The sequence below is a fragment of the Methylocystis silviterrae genome, assembly GCF_013350005.1.
Lineage (GTDB): Bacteria > Pseudomonadota > Alphaproteobacteria > Rhizobiales > Beijerinckiaceae > Methylocystis > Methylocystis silviterrae.
Genome location: NZ_JABVWW010000009.1, coordinates 28,561 through 44,070, shown reverse-complemented (window position 1 = coordinate 44,070; position 15,510 = coordinate 28,561). Strand labels below are relative to the sequence as shown.

General features: G+C 60.9%; 11 protein-coding genes. 1 reads left to right on the top strand and 10 read right to left on the bottom strand.

All coding sequences use genetic code 11. The features are described 5' to 3' along the window. Nucleotides 1–80 precede the first annotated feature (80 nt). Together HUN39_RS11480 and HUN39_RS19275 are read right to left on the bottom strand one after the other, a co-directional pair. A complete protein-coding gene (locus tag HUN39_RS11480) occupies nucleotides 81–350 on the bottom strand; it encodes a recombinase family protein (RefSeq protein ID WP_408631404.1) in 270 nt (89 codons plus the stop codon). Beyond that, nucleotides 351–1,022 (bottom strand): MAPEG family protein, encoded by a 672-nt coding sequence (locus tag HUN39_RS19275; protein WP_232366053.1) that lies wholly within the window; start codon nucleotides 1,020–1,022, stop codon nucleotides 351–353. Here HUN39_RS19275 and HUN39_RS11465 point away from each other — a divergent pair. Further along, the gene (locus HUN39_RS11465) at nucleotides 951–1,193 is read left to right on the top strand and encodes a ParB-like protein (RefSeq protein ID WP_232366059.1); all 243 of its coding nucleotides are present in this window, start codon (nucleotides 951–953) and stop codon (nucleotides 1,191–1,193) included. The two genes, HUN39_RS19275 and HUN39_RS11465, sit on opposite strands and share 72 nt — an antisense overlap. A 77-nt stretch (nucleotides 1,194–1,270) precedes the next feature. Here HUN39_RS11465 and HUN39_RS11460 read toward each other — a convergent pair whose 3' ends face one another. The 8 genes from HUN39_RS11460 to HUN39_RS11430 form a co-directional block, all read right to left on the bottom strand. Then, nucleotides 1,271–1,729, bottom strand: a complete 459-nt coding sequence (locus HUN39_RS11460; protein ID WP_175094642.1) for a MucR family transcriptional regulator — start codon at nucleotides 1,727–1,729, stop codon at nucleotides 1,271–1,273. Nucleotides 1,730–2,033: 304 nt separating this feature from the next. Further along, nucleotides 2,034–2,174 (bottom strand): GCG_CRPN prefix-to-repeats domain-containing protein, encoded by a 141-nt coding sequence (locus HUN39_RS19645; RefSeq protein ID WP_408631403.1) that lies wholly within the window; start codon nucleotides 2,172–2,174, stop codon nucleotides 2,034–2,036. 258 nt (nucleotides 2,175–2,432) lie between these two features. Then, nucleotides 2,433–3,179 (bottom strand): 2,3-dihydro-2,3-dihydroxybenzoate dehydrogenase, encoded by a 747-nt coding sequence (gene dhbA, locus HUN39_RS11455; RefSeq protein ID WP_175094641.1) that lies wholly within the window; start codon nucleotides 3,177–3,179, stop codon nucleotides 2,433–2,435. Nucleotides 3,180–3,196: 17 nt separating this feature from the next. Further along, entirely contained in the window at nucleotides 3,197–4,084 is an 888-nt protein-coding gene (locus HUN39_RS11450) for an isochorismatase family protein (protein WP_175094640.1), read from the bottom strand. 19 nt (nucleotides 4,085–4,103) lie between these two features. After that, nucleotides 4,104–5,726 carry a (2,3-dihydroxybenzoyl)adenylate synthase gene (locus HUN39_RS11445; RefSeq protein WP_175094639.1) on the bottom strand — a complete coding sequence of 541 codons (1,623 nt, stop codon included), beginning with the start codon at nucleotides 5,724–5,726 and terminating at the stop codon, nucleotides 4,104–4,106. Then, nucleotides 5,717–6,907, bottom strand: coding sequence for an isochorismate synthase (locus tag HUN39_RS11440; RefSeq protein WP_175094638.1), 1,191 nt, complete (start codon nucleotides 6,905–6,907; stop codon nucleotides 5,717–5,719). Before HUN39_RS11440 ends, HUN39_RS11445 begins: the two co-directional genes overlap by 10 nt. Nucleotides 6,908–6,968: 61 nt before the next feature. Then, nucleotides 6,969–8,384 carry an enterobactin transporter EntS gene (entS, locus tag HUN39_RS11435; RefSeq protein ID WP_175094637.1) on the bottom strand — a complete coding sequence of 472 codons (1,416 nt, stop codon included), beginning with the start codon at nucleotides 8,382–8,384 and terminating at the stop codon, nucleotides 6,969–6,971. A 2-nt stretch (nucleotides 8,385–8,386) separates the two neighbouring features. Next, on the bottom strand, nucleotides 8,387–15,505 hold the full coding sequence (locus HUN39_RS11430; RefSeq protein ID WP_232366058.1) for a non-ribosomal peptide synthetase: 7,119 nt from the start codon (nucleotides 15,503–15,505) through the stop codon (nucleotides 8,387–8,389). Nucleotides 15,506–15,510: the final 5 nt, after the last annotated feature.

Below are 15,510 nucleotides of genomic sequence, written 5' to 3'. Positions count from 1 at the left end.
CTTTCCTAAAATAATTCGAAGCCCAAACTCATACGCCAGATGACTGTCGCGCTATCCGATTTCCGTCGAGCCACCTCGCCTTAGGCCGTTGTTCGGTAGATCGCAGTGGGGCTTTCGCCATAGGAGCGCGCAAGATCGGCGACGGATTCGCGATCTTTCCCTCGGCGCCGCGCTTTCTGCTTCAGCGCCGCCGTCATTTTCGACGGTCGCCCCATATGCTGACCGCGCAATTTAGCGCGGGCACGTCCTTCGCCGGTACGCGTGCGGATTAAATCACGCTCGACCTCCGCCGGCCCGCCAAGCACAGCAATCATAAGCCGCCCCGTGCTCGTCGATGTGTCCCCGAACAGTTAGCGTCCTTGGGGACCCTTGAGTTCGACAACATTTCGCTCGGGGTCCGTGACATAGATAGAGGGTCCGTCGCCTTCGGCGCCGTAACGGAAGCGGGTCGGGCCGGCTTCGATGCCGTTGGCGTCAAGATGTCTGCGGATGCCAGGCTCATCAAAGGGTTCAACACGGAAACAGAAGTGATCTAGGTTCCGCCCGCCCTTCCCCGGCGCCTCGCCTCCGGCGCTGCCGAGTTCGCCATCGACCGGCACAAGATCGTCCCGCCTTGGCGGCTTCCGGCCTGTGTCGATTGCCCCTCCTGGACGCCGCAGCGGCGTCAAGAAGCCCGCGGGTTGCGCGCCGGTTACGATGACGAGGCACACGAGCGCATAAAATAGGAGGGGAAGCTCAAACTGGTTGTGATAGGCGCGATCAATCTGAGTCAGACGACGAGGCCATGCCGGCTGGCCTAACGCAATATCCGAGATTCTCACATCCCGATTTCGGATGCTCAAATAGCGCGATCCTCCCAACCAGAACAGCAATGTGAAGGTCCATGAGACAAGCTCAAAAACGGGCGTCAGAAGCCCCGTCATAGCAAAGCGTCCCCCAAGAAAGTTACGCTGAAGCCAGCGGAACGCCGACGGCGGATGATCGCCCGCCTGCGCCGGGACTGCGGATGCCCGAAGGATCATGCGCCTTTCGCCGAATTTCGCTGGGCCGATTTCCTACGGGTCCATATCAAACTCGATTTACATCGAAGTGACCCTGCCCTCGCGATCAAAGCAGCCAAAAGGCTGATTCGCGACGCATGGTGCAAAGACCCATGCGCTGAATGCCGCTGCACGGAAGAAGCGGTTTCATAGGAGACAACGGGACATAAGGTCGATTAGGAGCGTTTAGGACGGGGAATGCGTCTCAGATCACCACCCGCTCCACTAACTCAAGCGCTCGCCTTCGGCTTGCGCCCGCGCTTCGCCGGGGCAGCCTTGTCGCGCGATTGACCAAGCCCCATGCTCTTCGCCAAGTCAGAGCGCCGCGCCGCATAGTTCGCCGCGACCATGGGATAGTCGGCGGGCAAGCCCCACTTGGCGCGATACTCCTCCGGCGTCATCCCCAGCGTCGCGAGATGCCGCTTGAGCGATTTGAACCGCTTGCCGTCATCCAGACAGATCAGATGGTCCGCCGTAACCGACTTGCGGATGGAGACGGCGGGCGTGGGTTGCTCGGCTGGCAAAGCCGGCGTCGCCGGAACGCCCGTCGCGAGGCGGCGCAACGTCGCATCCACGGACAAAATCAGAGCGGGAAGCTCCGATACGGGAAGCGAATTGCGAGAGACGAAGGCCGCCACGATTTCGGCGGCGAGCTCGGTCGTATTCGGCTGGTCTATATCTGATGTCACGGAAATTCCTCGAAGCGGTCGCACCCCCCTCGATACGCGGACATTGCTTCCGCGTCGATAGGCGCCGTTCTACTTGCGCCGCAAATTCTGCGGCTTCAAACTCTGGGCGACGAGGGTTTCTGACCGTCGCGCCCCAAGGCCCACTCCTAAAAACTCAAAGAGCTAAGGGCGCAGCAGCCCGTGCCCTCCTTTAGAATTCACTCTTGAGAGCCCGTCTGAATACCGCCAACCAGGTCTCAAGCCTGTCACCCGGAGGAGCTAAGTCCTCGGGGTGCTTTGCATTGGCTAAAGAAGAGAGATTCACTTATCGGCGATAGCGCCTTCCACTAGCCTGCCCGCCAGCCCGGCAACCGCCATATGGGCCACGGTGTCCGTAAACGCCACATCCCCCATAAACTTTCTCGATTGGAGCCTGAACCGCATTATTCACCGAGGCCGCCGGCATGGCGTTCGATGCTGTGGGCGCGAAAGCAAAACCAAGACCTAGTGTAGCCGCAGTCACCAAAATCCGAAAGTGTGCCATAACTTCTCCTGTAGTTATCGGCGACACGCTATCTCCTAATTCGCAATTGCGCCACGCGTTTCGTGCGCTCTCAGCCGGAATTCGGGCTCGAACTGGTCCGGAGAGAGCTGGGACGGCATGGAGACGGCCCGGACGCCCGGCAGGCATGTCGGAAGGCCAGCGGCCCGCGCCGATCAGCCGTTAAGCTGCAAGCGTCGCGCCGCCGTCCACGACAAGGTCCTGAAGCGTGATATGGCTGGCGAGATCCGACGCAAGAAACACGACGGCGCTTGCGATCTCCTCTGGGGCAGCGATTTTTCCCAGCGGAATTCCCAATTTGAAGGCCCCAAGGTCTCCGGCGATCACTTGCTTCTCTGCGTCTGCCGAACGCCACATGGACCGCTGCATGGCGGTGTCCGTGGAGCCTGGGGAGACGAGATTGCACCTCACGCCATAAGGCGCGAGCTCCAAGCCCACGCAGTGGGTCAGACTGGTCAGCGCCGCCTTCGAGGCGCAATAGGCGCTCATCAGCATGCGCGGCGTATGCGCGGCGTTGGAGCCGACGCTGACGATCGCGCCCGAGCGCTGCCGTTTGAACTGCGGGATGGTCTGCTGAAACAGGTGGAAAGGGCCCGACGCATTGACGTTCATACACGCGGCCCAATCATCAAGGCTCAACTCTTCCGTCAGACCGAGACGCAGCACGCCCGCGGCGCTGACCAGCACATCCAATCTCGGACGCTCTTTCAGCAAGGCTCGGCAGGTCTCTTGCACCTGATCGCGCTCGCTGACGTCGAGGCGCACGGTCGCGAAAGGATAGCTCGAGGCCGCAAATGTCTTGTCCAGCCCGACAACGTCGCCGCCGAGCGCTGCAAATTGGGCGGCTGTCGCATAGCCAATTCCCTGGCCGGCGCCCGTGACCAAGATCCGCTTTCCTGAAAAATCCATGCGCAGCCGCCGAGATGTCACGCGGAGACGACCGCGGCGAGCCGGCGATCGATGATCTCCCACCAGCCATTCAAGGTCGGCTTTTTCGCCAGCTCGTCAAAACCCACATCTATGCCGAGCTTGCGCCATTTGGTGACCAGCATCATGACTCGCACCGAGTCGAGGCCGTAATCGATAAGGTTTTCGTTGGGGTCGAATTCTGATTCCTCGACATCGAGCGCCGGCAAGAGCTGTTTCTTGAGGTCTTCTCTGGTCAGCGGAGCAGAATGTGCGTTTCGGGTGGCGATCATGTCGTCAACGCCGACCACCATGCCGCAGCGTCCGGCGACATAGTTCAGAGTCATGAGATGATCCTCGAGCGAAAAATCGCCGATGGCGTCGGCGATCATGAAAGGCTTGATGTCATGCATGAACGCGTCGAGCGCCGTCGTCAGACAACCGATGTGGCCATAGACGCCGCAGATCGTCAGTTGATCTCTGCCCATGTCCTTCATCATCTCGGCCAATCGCGAGCGCTTGAACGCGCTATAACGCCACTTCGTCAGCACTGTATCCCCAGCGTCCGGCAATAGAGGCTCAACAATTTTGCGTCGGTGCGGTTGCGCGTTCAGACCAGATCCCCACATATCATTCAGCAAGCCGCGATCTTCGTCGCTCTGTTCAATGGGCTGGGCCGTATAGATCACCGGGGCGCCGTGGGCCCTGAAAAAGGCGCGCAGCCTTCGAATATTTGAGATGAGCTGATCGACGAGCGGACTTTCCTCGCCGTAGAAGCCGACGAAATAGTCTTGCATGTCGTGGATCAGCAGCGCTGCGCGCTCGGGCGCAAAACTCCAACTGACTTTGTTTAATCGGAAGGAATCCGGGCCCGGCATTGCGTAGGATGCAAGGGATTGTATGGCCATGGTCAATTCCTGTTTGCTTTTAGACGTTGAGCTTTGCCTGGATGTCATCGCGCAGCGTTTGCTTGTCGACCTTACCGAAGGCGGTAAGCGGCATCTGATCGATGAATTCAAAACGATCGGGGAGCTTGAATTCCGCAATTCCCTGGCTGCGCAGATGCTTTCGCAAAGCGATCGGCCTTAACGCGGCATCGTTCGCGACAATATAAGCGCAGCTTCTCTCTCCCATCAGGGAATCGGGCATGGAAATGAGCGCCGCGTGCACGACCGCCCGGTGCTGCAGCAGCAAATTTTCGATCTCTTCGGCAGGAATCTTCTCGCCGCCGCGGTTGATCTGATCCTTCTTGCGACCTACGACTTTCACATATCCGTCCGCCGTCATCTCGACGAGATCGCCCGTGTGATAGAATCCGTCTTCATCGAAGGCGCGAGCGTTATGTTCTGGCGAGCGATAATAGCCCCGGATCGTGTATGGACCACGAGCCAGCAGCTCTCCGACTTCGCCTGCGGCGACCTCTTCGCCATCTGCATCGACGACTTTCAGCTCATCATCGGGACTCATTGGCCGCCCTTGAGTCGTAAAAATGCGCTCGGGATCGTCGTCAAGACCCGTGTAGTTCACCAAGCCTTCCGCCATGCCAAAAACCTGCTGCAGCCGACAACCGAAGGTCGTGACAATTTGGCGGGCGACCGTCTCGCTGAGTCGCGCGCCGCCGACCTGCATCACTGTGAGATTCGGCGCTTCGCGAGAGTCGTTGGCGGCGGCGTCAAGCCATAACGAAGCAACCGTCGGCACGATGGCCGTGAAGTTCACCTTGTGACGACGAATGAGATCGAAGCAGAGATCCGCGCTCGGATTTCGCGCCATCACCACCGTTCCACCGGCGTGAAAGACGCCGAGCGCGCCGGGCGAACTCAGTGGAAAATTATGGGGGGCTGGAAGCGCGCACAGATAGCGGCTCTCGGATGTGAGGCGGCAGATTTCCGCGCTTCGCCGCACGCTGTAGTAGTAATCGTCATGGGTGCGCGGAATGAGCTTGGGAACGCCGGTGCTGCCGCCCGACAACTGGAAGAACGCCACCTGATCAGCCGCGGAAGGGCGCGGTTCGTCCTCCGCGCCGTCTGAGTCACATTCCCACAGCGACTCAAGATTTTCAGCATATTCAGTTCGTCCGTGGATGGCGATGACGCTCAATGTCGGCGCGAAGCTCCGCAAGTCGGTGACATAGACGCCATCCGCGAAGAGACGATGTTCGGCGGACGCGATGAGAAGTTTGGGCCGAAGCTGCTGCGCATAGGCGGTCATCTCCTGCCTGTCGTGGCTGAACAGCGCGTTGACCGGCGCCACTCCCATTTCCAGCAGCGCAAAAAAGACGATGTAAAACTCGGCGATGTTCGGGAGTTGAACCAGCGCCGTATCGCCTTGCGCGATTCCGCGGCGTGCAAGGCTCGACGCCAGTCGCGACGATTTGGCGTCGAGCTGAGCGTAAGTGAGATGTCGGTCACCGCAAATCAGCGCGACGCCGTCGGGACGACGACGACAAACGTATTGCAAAATCTCTGTCAGCGGCTCGCCGCGCCAATAGCCTTTGTCGTGATATCTGCGGGCAAAAGCTTTGGGCCAGGGCGTGAACTCTATCGGCATGCGGGGCGCTCCTCGGTTTCTATTCCGAAGGCGCGCAGCATCGTGCCAAGCTTGGCTTCAGTTTCCGCCCATTCTGATTCCGGATCGGAAGCTTCGACGATGCCGGCGCCGGCAAAGAGTCGAATGGCTTTGTCGTGAACCGTTCCGCACCTTATCGCCACCGCCCATTCGCCATCGCCCGCTGAATCGCACCATCCGACGGCGCCGCTGAACACCCCGCGGTCGAATGGCTCCAGAGCGCTAATCAGCGACCGCGACTCAGCGGTTGGATAACCGCAGACCGCTGGCGTTGGATGCAGCCGGCAGGCAAGTTGAAGCGCCGACGTGTGGTGGTTCGCCAGCTCGCCGGTGATCAATGTCGAGAGATGCCACATCGTCGACGTGTTCATGAGCGCTGGCTCAGTGGGCGTCGTTAGAGCTTTGCATACGGGCTCCAGCGCTTCCTGTATTTCATCCACGACGAGCCTGTGCTCGAAATTATCCTTGTTCGACTGCAACAGCGTGCGGCTCGCCAGCTGATCCTCTTCCGGGTCCGATCTGCGTTTGGCCGAACCGGCCAGGGGATTAGAGCGAATGGCGGCTCCGTCCTTTCGGATCAGGAGCTCTGGACTTGCGCCAAGCAATATCGCGCCATCGCCCAAAGGCGCCTTGAAATGATAGCCGCTGGGATTTTGCTTCACCAAGGCGTTCAAGATCGCTGCGACGTCGACCGGTTGCGCGAGTTCGATTTCGAGGATGCGGGATAGAACCGCTTTCGACATTTTCCCGGCGCGAAAGCTTGTGATCGCGCGCGTGACGGCGTCTTTAAAGGCGTCCTTGTCGGGGAGGCTGCGCATGCCGAGCACTGTGGGCGCGTGCTCCGAGCGTCGCTCTTCGACTATCAGCGTCTCTCTCGCGAAAGCCGTATAGCTCATTGGCACGAACAATGAGCAGGGCTGCCGAATGTCGAAGGGAATGGCGCCCGCGACGATGGGATTCGCCTGTCCGGCCTGCCGCGCCCGATTGATTGCGCCCTGCACGGCCGTCTGCAGGAAACTATCCGAATGCGCCGCGCCGCACGCCGAAAGACAAATTTTCTCGGCGACGCCGAACGCATTGATGCTGCGGTGCGGCGAGGAGAACAAGAAGGTGGGGTTCGCTTCAACGCTTGAATGTGATGGAGGAAGACTAACTGCATTCATTGTCGCACCTCTTTTGCTATAGAATTTCATCATCAAAGGCGTTCCATGCGCGGCCTCCGGATCAAGCCTTCTTGCTCTTCAAGAGTTGAGGCTGCGGCCATTCGCTCTTGTCGGCGGCGGTCGAAGGCGAATCCTCGCTTTTCTTTGACGAGGCGAAACGAAGCGAACGAAATCCCATCGCCATCGCCCCGCTTGAAAGAAGCGCGACAAGGCTGAAAATGAGAATGGCTGACGTCAGCGGAAAAACGCGACTGACGCCGCCAAGCGCGAGCGCGCCAAAAGCGTCGCCGGTGACCGCCTGGGCGGCCCATAGACCATTGACCCGGCCCAACAAATGTTCCGGCGTGTGGCGTTGGACGAGAGTGAACTGCAGCAGCGAGGCGATCGAGCTCAAATAGCCAAAGCTCGCGAGAGCCACAAAAGCGACGACAGGATCGCTGATAAATCCGAGCGAACCGAGCGCGACGAAAGCTGCCGCGCCGCTCGCAAGCAGCAGCGCTCCGGAACGAGCAAAGCCGCCGAGCCAACCGCCCGTTAAGGCCGCCACCGTCGCACCCAGCGGCGCAGCGGCATACATCATCCCCACCGCCGACGGCCCGACGCGGTACACGTCCTCGGCAAGCGCCGGCATGAGAATGCGAACGCCGCCGCCGAGACTAACAAGCGCCCCCACCGCCACCACGGCGCCGACAAGCCTGTTAACGAAAAGATAGCCTATGCCCGCCCCAAGCGCCCGCAGCGGGTGCTGCGGTTCGCGTCTGGCGGGAGGCATCGGCGGAAGCCGCATGAGCTGAGCGACGGTCAGCAGCGCGCCGATCGCGGCTGCAAGGTAATTCCACCCCACGCCGAAAGACGCGATCACCATCCCGCCGATTGCCGGAGAGAGGATTCCACCCATGCGAACCGTCAGCATGTTGAACTGGCCGGCAGCGCCAAGATTTTCGCGGCCGACGAGAAAAGGCGTTGCGGCGAGCAGCGCAGTAACGCCGAGCGCGCTGAAAAATCCGTCCCACAGCGCCAGCGCATAGATCGCCAGCACTGAGGGCGACGAGCTGAAGCCATTGACGGCGAGCGCCGCGAAGCCAAGGCCGCAAACAGATCGCGCAAAGAGGATGAGCTTGCGCCTATCCCACCGGTCCGCAAGCACGCCGCCCCCCAACAGCCCGGCGAAGGCGCCGCCGCCGCCAAGCGCCATGGAAATTCCGACTTGCATGGGCGAGCCGGTCAATTCCTGGATTTGAACTGGGACCGCCACTGTCAGCATGCCCAGCGAAAACACCGACAGGGTTCGAGCGATGACGACGGTACGAAACGCTGCATTGTCGCGCAGCAGGCTAAGGTCCAACAGCAGAGTAGATTTCTTCTTGGCGATGTTCTTGGCGACGGCGCCCGCCGGATCACGAGATGAACCCGACGACACGGCATGGCCTTCGTTGCGCGTCTCTTCCGACGCTTCTGGGGAGGGCTGAGTGTCCATCTCTAGCTCCTCGCCTCTCTGTCGCGCAGCAAGCCATTGAGGATTGGCCCCAAAGCCTGCAAGGAGTGCGGAGAGACAATGTCCGTGTGGGCGCAGTCCAGGTCGACGACGTTGAGCTGGCCCACATAGGGACGCCAGGTCTCCTGGACGTCCATTCCCGGCGGCAAGGTCCGCGTCGCTACGAATAGCGTTGCCGCACCGGGATAGCGCGCTGTCTTCGCGGTGGAGAGAAGACGAACTGAATCTTCGTAATTCCGCATGATATTGCCGAACATCTCGGCCTTCTCCTTCGCCAAGGCCGAGTCGAGGGCATCCTTGGAGGCGTTCATGAACAGCGCGCGCTCCTTCTCTATCTCTCTCTCTTCGTCTTCCGTTGGCGGCCTGCTCCAGTCTTGAATTTCTGGCGGATAGGTGTCGAGCAATCCGAGAAAGTCGACCACGTCGCCTTCTTCAACCAGGCGCGCGGCGATCGCCTGCGCCACCACGCCGCCCAGCGAATAGCCGAGCAGCCGATAAGGCCCGCAAGGCTGAATTTTTCGGATCGTCTCCAGATGTCTCCTGCAAACCTCATCCATTGAATCACAGATCGCGATAACGCCATTGGGGCGCGGCGACTGGAGTCCGATCACCGGGCAGTCGCTTTGGAGATAGCGGGTGAGGACGCTGAACTGCCACGAAAAGCCAGACGCGGGATGAATGCAGAACAGCGGCGCTTCCGCGCCCGATCGCAGGTGCAGCACTTCGCCGAAGCCGGCCTTGCGCTCTTCGCCCGCCTGTTCGTCGAAGAGCGTGCGTGCAAGCCGCTCGACGCTCGAACTGACGATGACTTCGCCGACGGAGACAGGCGTTTTGAACACCGTCTCCAACTCCGCGGCGAGTTGCATGGCGAGCAAGGAATGTCCGCCGAGCGCGAAGAAGTCATCGTCGGCGTTGACCTCGTCGATTCCAAGAACACGCGCGAATATTTCTGAAAGAGTCGTTTCAATTCCCGGAAGCGGCTTGCGGCCTTGGCGATGAAGCGCGTTTCCAGGCGCTGGCAGCGCCTTCCTGTCCAATTTGCCGCTGGCGTTCAGTGGAAATTCCTTCAGGCAGACGACAGCCGTTGGAGTCATATGGCCTGGGAGACGACGCAAAAGCGCGCTGCGCAACGCCTCGCCATCAAGCTCCGTATCGCTTGATGGAATGACATAGCCGATCAACTGACGCTCATCGGCGCCGCCGCCGACTCGTTCGCCCGTCGCTCTTGCTATGACTGCGGCCTGCGCCACGCCGGGCTGCTCCAGCAGCACGCTTTCGATTTCGCCGAGTTCGATCCGCTGACCGCGGATCTTGATCTGGTCGTCGCCTCGACCAAGATATTCGACGGTTCCGTTCGCGAGCCAGCGGACGATATCGCCTGTGCGATACATTTTCTCGCCGTCCGCAAAAGGATCGGCGACGAACCGACCGGCCGTGAGCGACGGGCGGCCGAGGTAACCATCGGCAAGTTGCACGCCCGAAAGATAAAGTTCGCCAGCGACTCCGACCGGCGTCGGCCGCAGCCACCCGTCGAGAACCCGCAGGCCTGTGTTCCACACTGGCCTGCCGATGGGAACGCTGGCCGCCTCAGCAGCGTCGTCTACGCCGACTCCGCAGGCCTGTTGAAAGGTGACGTCGACAGCCGCCTCTGTCGGTCCGTAGAGGTTATGCAACGGCGCGCCGAACAGCGTCTCATAGGACCGGGCCAATTCTTTTGACAGCGCTTCGCCGCTGCAGAAGACGAGACGCAAACTGCTGGAGTCCGCCGCATGGCCGGACTGAGATTTAGCCGTCGCGACGAAGGTCGCGAGCATTGATGGAACGAAATGGATCACGCTAACCCGGTGGTCCTGAATGAGCCGCAGCAGCTCGCGTGAGTCGCGATGCGCTTCGGGCGGCGCGACGACGAGACGCGCGCCTGTAATCAGCGGCCAAAAGAACTCCCATACCGAAACATCGAAGCTGCTTGGGGTCTTCTGCAAAATGACGTCGTCAGCGCTCAGTCGGTACTCATGCTGCATCCAGCGCAAACGATTGACGATCGCCTTGTGAGAGACCGTCACGCCCTTAGGGCGGCCTGTCGAGCCGGAGGTGTAGATCACATAGGCCGCATCTTCGGGGCTTGGGCGGATGACGCTCTTCAAGCTGTCTTCGTTCGGTCCATCCGATAGCTCATCATAGACGAGCGATGCGCCCAATTGCTCGAAGCGCTCCTGCAGATCACGCGTCGTGACAATGAGGCGAGGTCGAGCGTCTTGCACCATGTACGCAAGACGCTCTTCCGGATAGCTGGTGTCGAGTGGCAAATAGGCGGCGCCCGCTTCTTGCGCGGCCATCAGCGCGATGACGAGTCGAACCGAACGCGGCAGCGCAATCGCAACGATGTCGCCGGTCGTGACGCCGGCAGCCGCGAAGTTGCGCGCGAGCGCTGTCACTTGCCACCGAACCTCTCGGTAGGACAGCGCATAATCGCCGTCGACCAGCGCTATAGCGTCCGGCGTGCATTGCGCCTGATCCGCCAGCAGCTCGCACAGGGTGCTCGGATGGTTCTCCACCTTCGTCGTGTTGACGCGCACGAGCAGATCTCGCTCCTCGGGCAGCAAAAAGTCCATCGCGGAGAGCGGCACGTCGGGTCGGTCGACGATCTGTTCCAGCAGTCTCGTCACACGGCGGGCAATGCGCTCCGGTTCCTTGACGCCTTCGCGATATTCGAGCCGCAGCTCCAATTCGCGGCCCGGCAGAACCATCAGCGTCAAAGGATAATGCGTATAGCCGCGGTTGCGGGCGCTGACGCATCGCAGACCGCCGAAGTCCGCAGCGAACAGCTTCGCGTCTTCCGGATAATTCTCAACTACGAGCAATGTGTCGAACAAGTTGGAAACGCCGCACAGCCGCTGGATTTCGCCAAGGCCAACGCCGTCATGCTCCAGCAAGCGAATTTGGCGCTGCTGGATATTGGCAAGCTGCTCGAGCAGCGGCTGGTCCGGCCGCAGCCGCAAGCGGACCGGCAGCGTGTTGGTGAAAAGTCCGATGTGCGCTTCGACGCCTTCGATCGCCTCGGAACGGCCCGACATTGGCGATCCGAAGACGACATCGTTGCGACCCGTCATTGTTGCAAGGAATGCGCCCCACACGCCTTGCATCAACGTGTTGAGCGTCAGCCCGCGGCTGCGGCGCAGCGCCTCCAGCTCTTCCAGGAACCCGGGCCGAAATTTAAGCAGCAGCTCATGAATGGCGCCGAAGCGCTTCGTGTCTTCAAACAGCAATGTCGGCGCAACACCCTGCAGCGCTTCTCGCCACGCGAGACGCGCCGGGGCCGGGTCGCGGCTCGCTAGCCGACGAACCACTGTCGGATAATCGGGCGTGAGCGGCGGCAGCGCATCACCCGCATATGCGCCGAGCAGCTCTCGCAGCATAATCGTTGAAGACCAGCCGTCGCCGATCAAATGATGCGAGCAGATGAGCAGAACATGCCTGTCGGCGGCAAGGCGCACGAGCGTCGCCTGCGCCATCATCCGCTCCTGCGCCTCGGCGCCAAGAAACTCTCGATCCAGCTCTTCCCGCTCGATACGATCGAGTTCGGCGAACTGCTGCTCTTCATCGCATGCGTCTAGACTGCAACGCTTCCATGGCCAGTGACGTAGACTGGAACCCTCATCGAGCAGCGGAAGGATTTGCAGCGCCGCGCCGCCTTGAACGTCGAAGATGGCGGCCAGCTGAGGGTGGCGGCGGAGCAGCGTCTCCAGCGCATCCTTAAGTCTTTCGACGTCAAGCGGACCTGCGATGTCAAAGCGCGAGATTGCGTTGTAGCGGCTGGCTTGATCGCCGAGCCGGGCATGGAACAGCAGTCCTTCTTGCAACGGCAATGCAGGCAATACGGCGGCGATTGGACCGTAACGCTCCCGCAACGCATCTAGCTCCGCCTCGCTGATTTCGTTGGACTCAAGAGTTGCTACGGACGGCGTGGGCGCCTGCGACTCGAGCGCCTGAGCCATGCGGGCGACGCTTCGGCATTCGAAGATGTCTCGCGGGCGCAACAGAGCGCCGCGCCGACGCAGCGCCGCGCAAAGGCCTATCGCGGAAATGCTGTCGCCGCCCAGAAGAAAAAAATCATCATCGGCGCCGACGTGGTCCACGCGCAAGATGCCCGCGATAAGTTCGGCCAGCATCGTTTCGCGTCCGGGAAGCGGCTGACGACTTTTTGATTGAGCCGCCTCGGACGGATCGGGCAAAGCCTTCCGATCGAGTTTGCCGTTGGCGCTCAGCGGAAATTCTTCCAAAACCATGATCGCAACCGGCGTCATATAGGCCGGAAGGCGCTTCCCCAGCCCCGCGCGAAGCGCTTCGCCGTCGAGCGCGTCGCCGGGCATTGCGGGCGTGACATAGCCGATCAACTGGCGCGCATCGGACGCGAGCGCCGCCGCCTCTCCGCCGCCAAGAATTCGCGCGACGACGGCCGCCTGCCCGACGCTAGGGCGGTCCCGCAAAGCGCTTTCGATTTCGCCGAGCTCGATTCGCTGGCCGCGAATTTTCAGCTGATCGTCGCTACGACCAAGATAATCGACGGATCCGTCAGGCAGCCAGCGCGCGATGTCGCCGGTGCGATACATGCGTTCGCCGTTGGCCTCCGGGTCGGCGACGAATCGGCTGGCGGTCAGCGAAGCGCGGCGCCAATAGCCTTGCGCGAGTTGCGCGCCCGTCAGATAGAGATCGCCGGCGACGCCGATCGGCGCATGACGCAAGCGCGCGTCCAATATGCGCAAGCCTGTGTTCCACAACGGGCGCCCGATCGGCACGCCCGGTCCCCGCGCCGACGCGAGCGCCTGACCGAATGCAGGTTGATAGGACACCTCGACCGTCGCTTCGGTCGGTCCATAAACATTATGTAGGGGCGCGTGAATCAGGTTCTCGAAAGCTTCAGCGAGTTCCTTCGACAGGGCCTCGCCAATGCAAAACACCGCACGCAGGCTCATAGCGTCACGCGCGGCGTTCGCCGTCGCCCGAACGCCGGCGACAAAGGCGGCAAGCAGCGACGGGACGAAATTCATGGTCGTGATTCGATAGTCGCGGATGACCTGAAGCAGCGCTTCCGGATCACGATCGACTTCTTCCGGCGCCATCACGAGACGCGCGCCGCACGTCAGCGGCCCGAAGAACTCGCCGACCGAGACATCGAAGCTGCAGGGCGTCTTCTGCAACATAACGTCATCGGCGGTCAGCGAGTATTCGTCTTGAAGCCAGTACAGGAGATTGACGATCGCGCCGTGAGAGACAACGACGCCCTTCGGCTTCCCGGTGCTGCCTGACGTGTAGATGATATAGGCCGGGTGGCCGGTTGTGAGCGCCGTGTTGGGCGCGAACGAATGTTCTTCGATGTCGGGCGTGAGTTCATCGAAAATCAGAACCCGCCCCATCTTTTCGAAGCGGCTTCGCAGATTCTCACAGGTGATGATCAAGCGCGGCGCTGCGTCCTCGACCATAAAGGCCAGTCGCTCGTCTGGATAATTGATGTCGAGAGGTAGGTATGCGGCGCCCGCTTCAAGCACCGCCATGATCGCAAGGCTCAAATGAACGGAACGGGGAAGCGCCACGGCGACATGGTCCTCGGCGACCACCCCCGCGTCTGCAAGCATTTGCGCACGTCGAGAGACCTGCCGCCGAACCTCTTGATAAGTGAACGTATGGTCTGCATCAACGAGCGCTATAGCGTCTGGCGTCTTTGCCGCCTGGGCGGCGAGCATGTCGCATAATGTTAGCCGTGGAACATCTTTTGCGGTGTCGTTCGCCGCCGCGATCAACGCGCGCTCGCCTTCGGTCAAGAGCGGCGCCGCCCCGATCGCAAGCTCGGGATCTTCCGCGAGGCGCTCCACGAGACAGGCGAGCCTCTTCGCGTGCAGTTCCAGATCTTGCTTGTCGTAGCGATCGCAATTCGCGACGAGATCGATCGTCAGTCTGCCGTCGTCGACATAAAGATCGATTTCCACGTCTTCGACGGGGCCTGACGCCAACTGATGCGTTACGCCCACGACGCCATCGAAATCAAGCCGATAATCGAACATCTTGAGATTGAGCATCGGCCCGTAGAGAGATCGATCCGAACCGACCAACCCAAGATCTCGCCGCAGCTGTTCGGCTTCGTATCGTTGGCGCCGCCGCACCGCCCTCAGTTCCAAGGCAAGCGCTGTCGCCGCCTCCGACAGTAACATCGAGGGCTCGATGCTCAGCTGCACAGGCAGGACGTTGACGACAGGACCTGCGGCGAAGAGCGCAATGGATCCCATGCGTCGCATGAAGGGCATGCCGACCGTCAATCGCGTCGCGCCGCTCATCCGATGCAGATACGCAAAGACGGCCGCCATCGCCACTTCGACGCCGGAGACGCGAACCGCGGCGCCTTGCGTCTCGAACACCGTCATAACGTCTGGCGGAAGAGATATTCTTCGCCGCAGCGGCAAGGACACAGCCCCGGCCTGCGGGGTCCTCGCGCTCGGCTGCGACAATGCGATCGGGGTCGGCAGATTTTGGGCGTGGTCCAGCCAAAAACGTCGGTCTGCTTCCTGCGCCTTCGAGCCCTCGTACGATTGGTATTCTTCGACCACCTCAGAGAAGGAAGTGAAAGGCGAATCCCCTAACGGCTTTCGGCGCCTTAGCGTTGTATAGATCTCAGCGATTCGCCGCGCGATGGCCGTAAAGCTGAAACCGTCGACCATCATATGGTGGTATCGCTGGTACCAAAACCAGCGCTCGCCAATCGATGTTTCACCGAGGCGAATCAGAACGTGCCGGTAAAGCAACGCGTCGCCATTCAATGGCAGATCCGCCGCCAGATCGGCGCGCATGAAGGCAAGCGCTGCAGCCTCCGGATCAGGTTCTTCGCTGACGTCAACGACATCCAGATCGGGCGACTCCGCAGCGTTTCTGCGTTGAGGAATGATTTGCGAGAGCCGGCCCTCTGCCTCGATAAACCGGGCATGAACTGTATCAGCCTCGGAAAGTCCGATGCGAATGGCCAGGCGGAAAGATTCGACATCCACGGCGCCCTTCAACTCTACGTATTGCGCGACGATGAAGGCGTTTCGCGTCGGGGAAACTTGGTCCCCCATCCAGA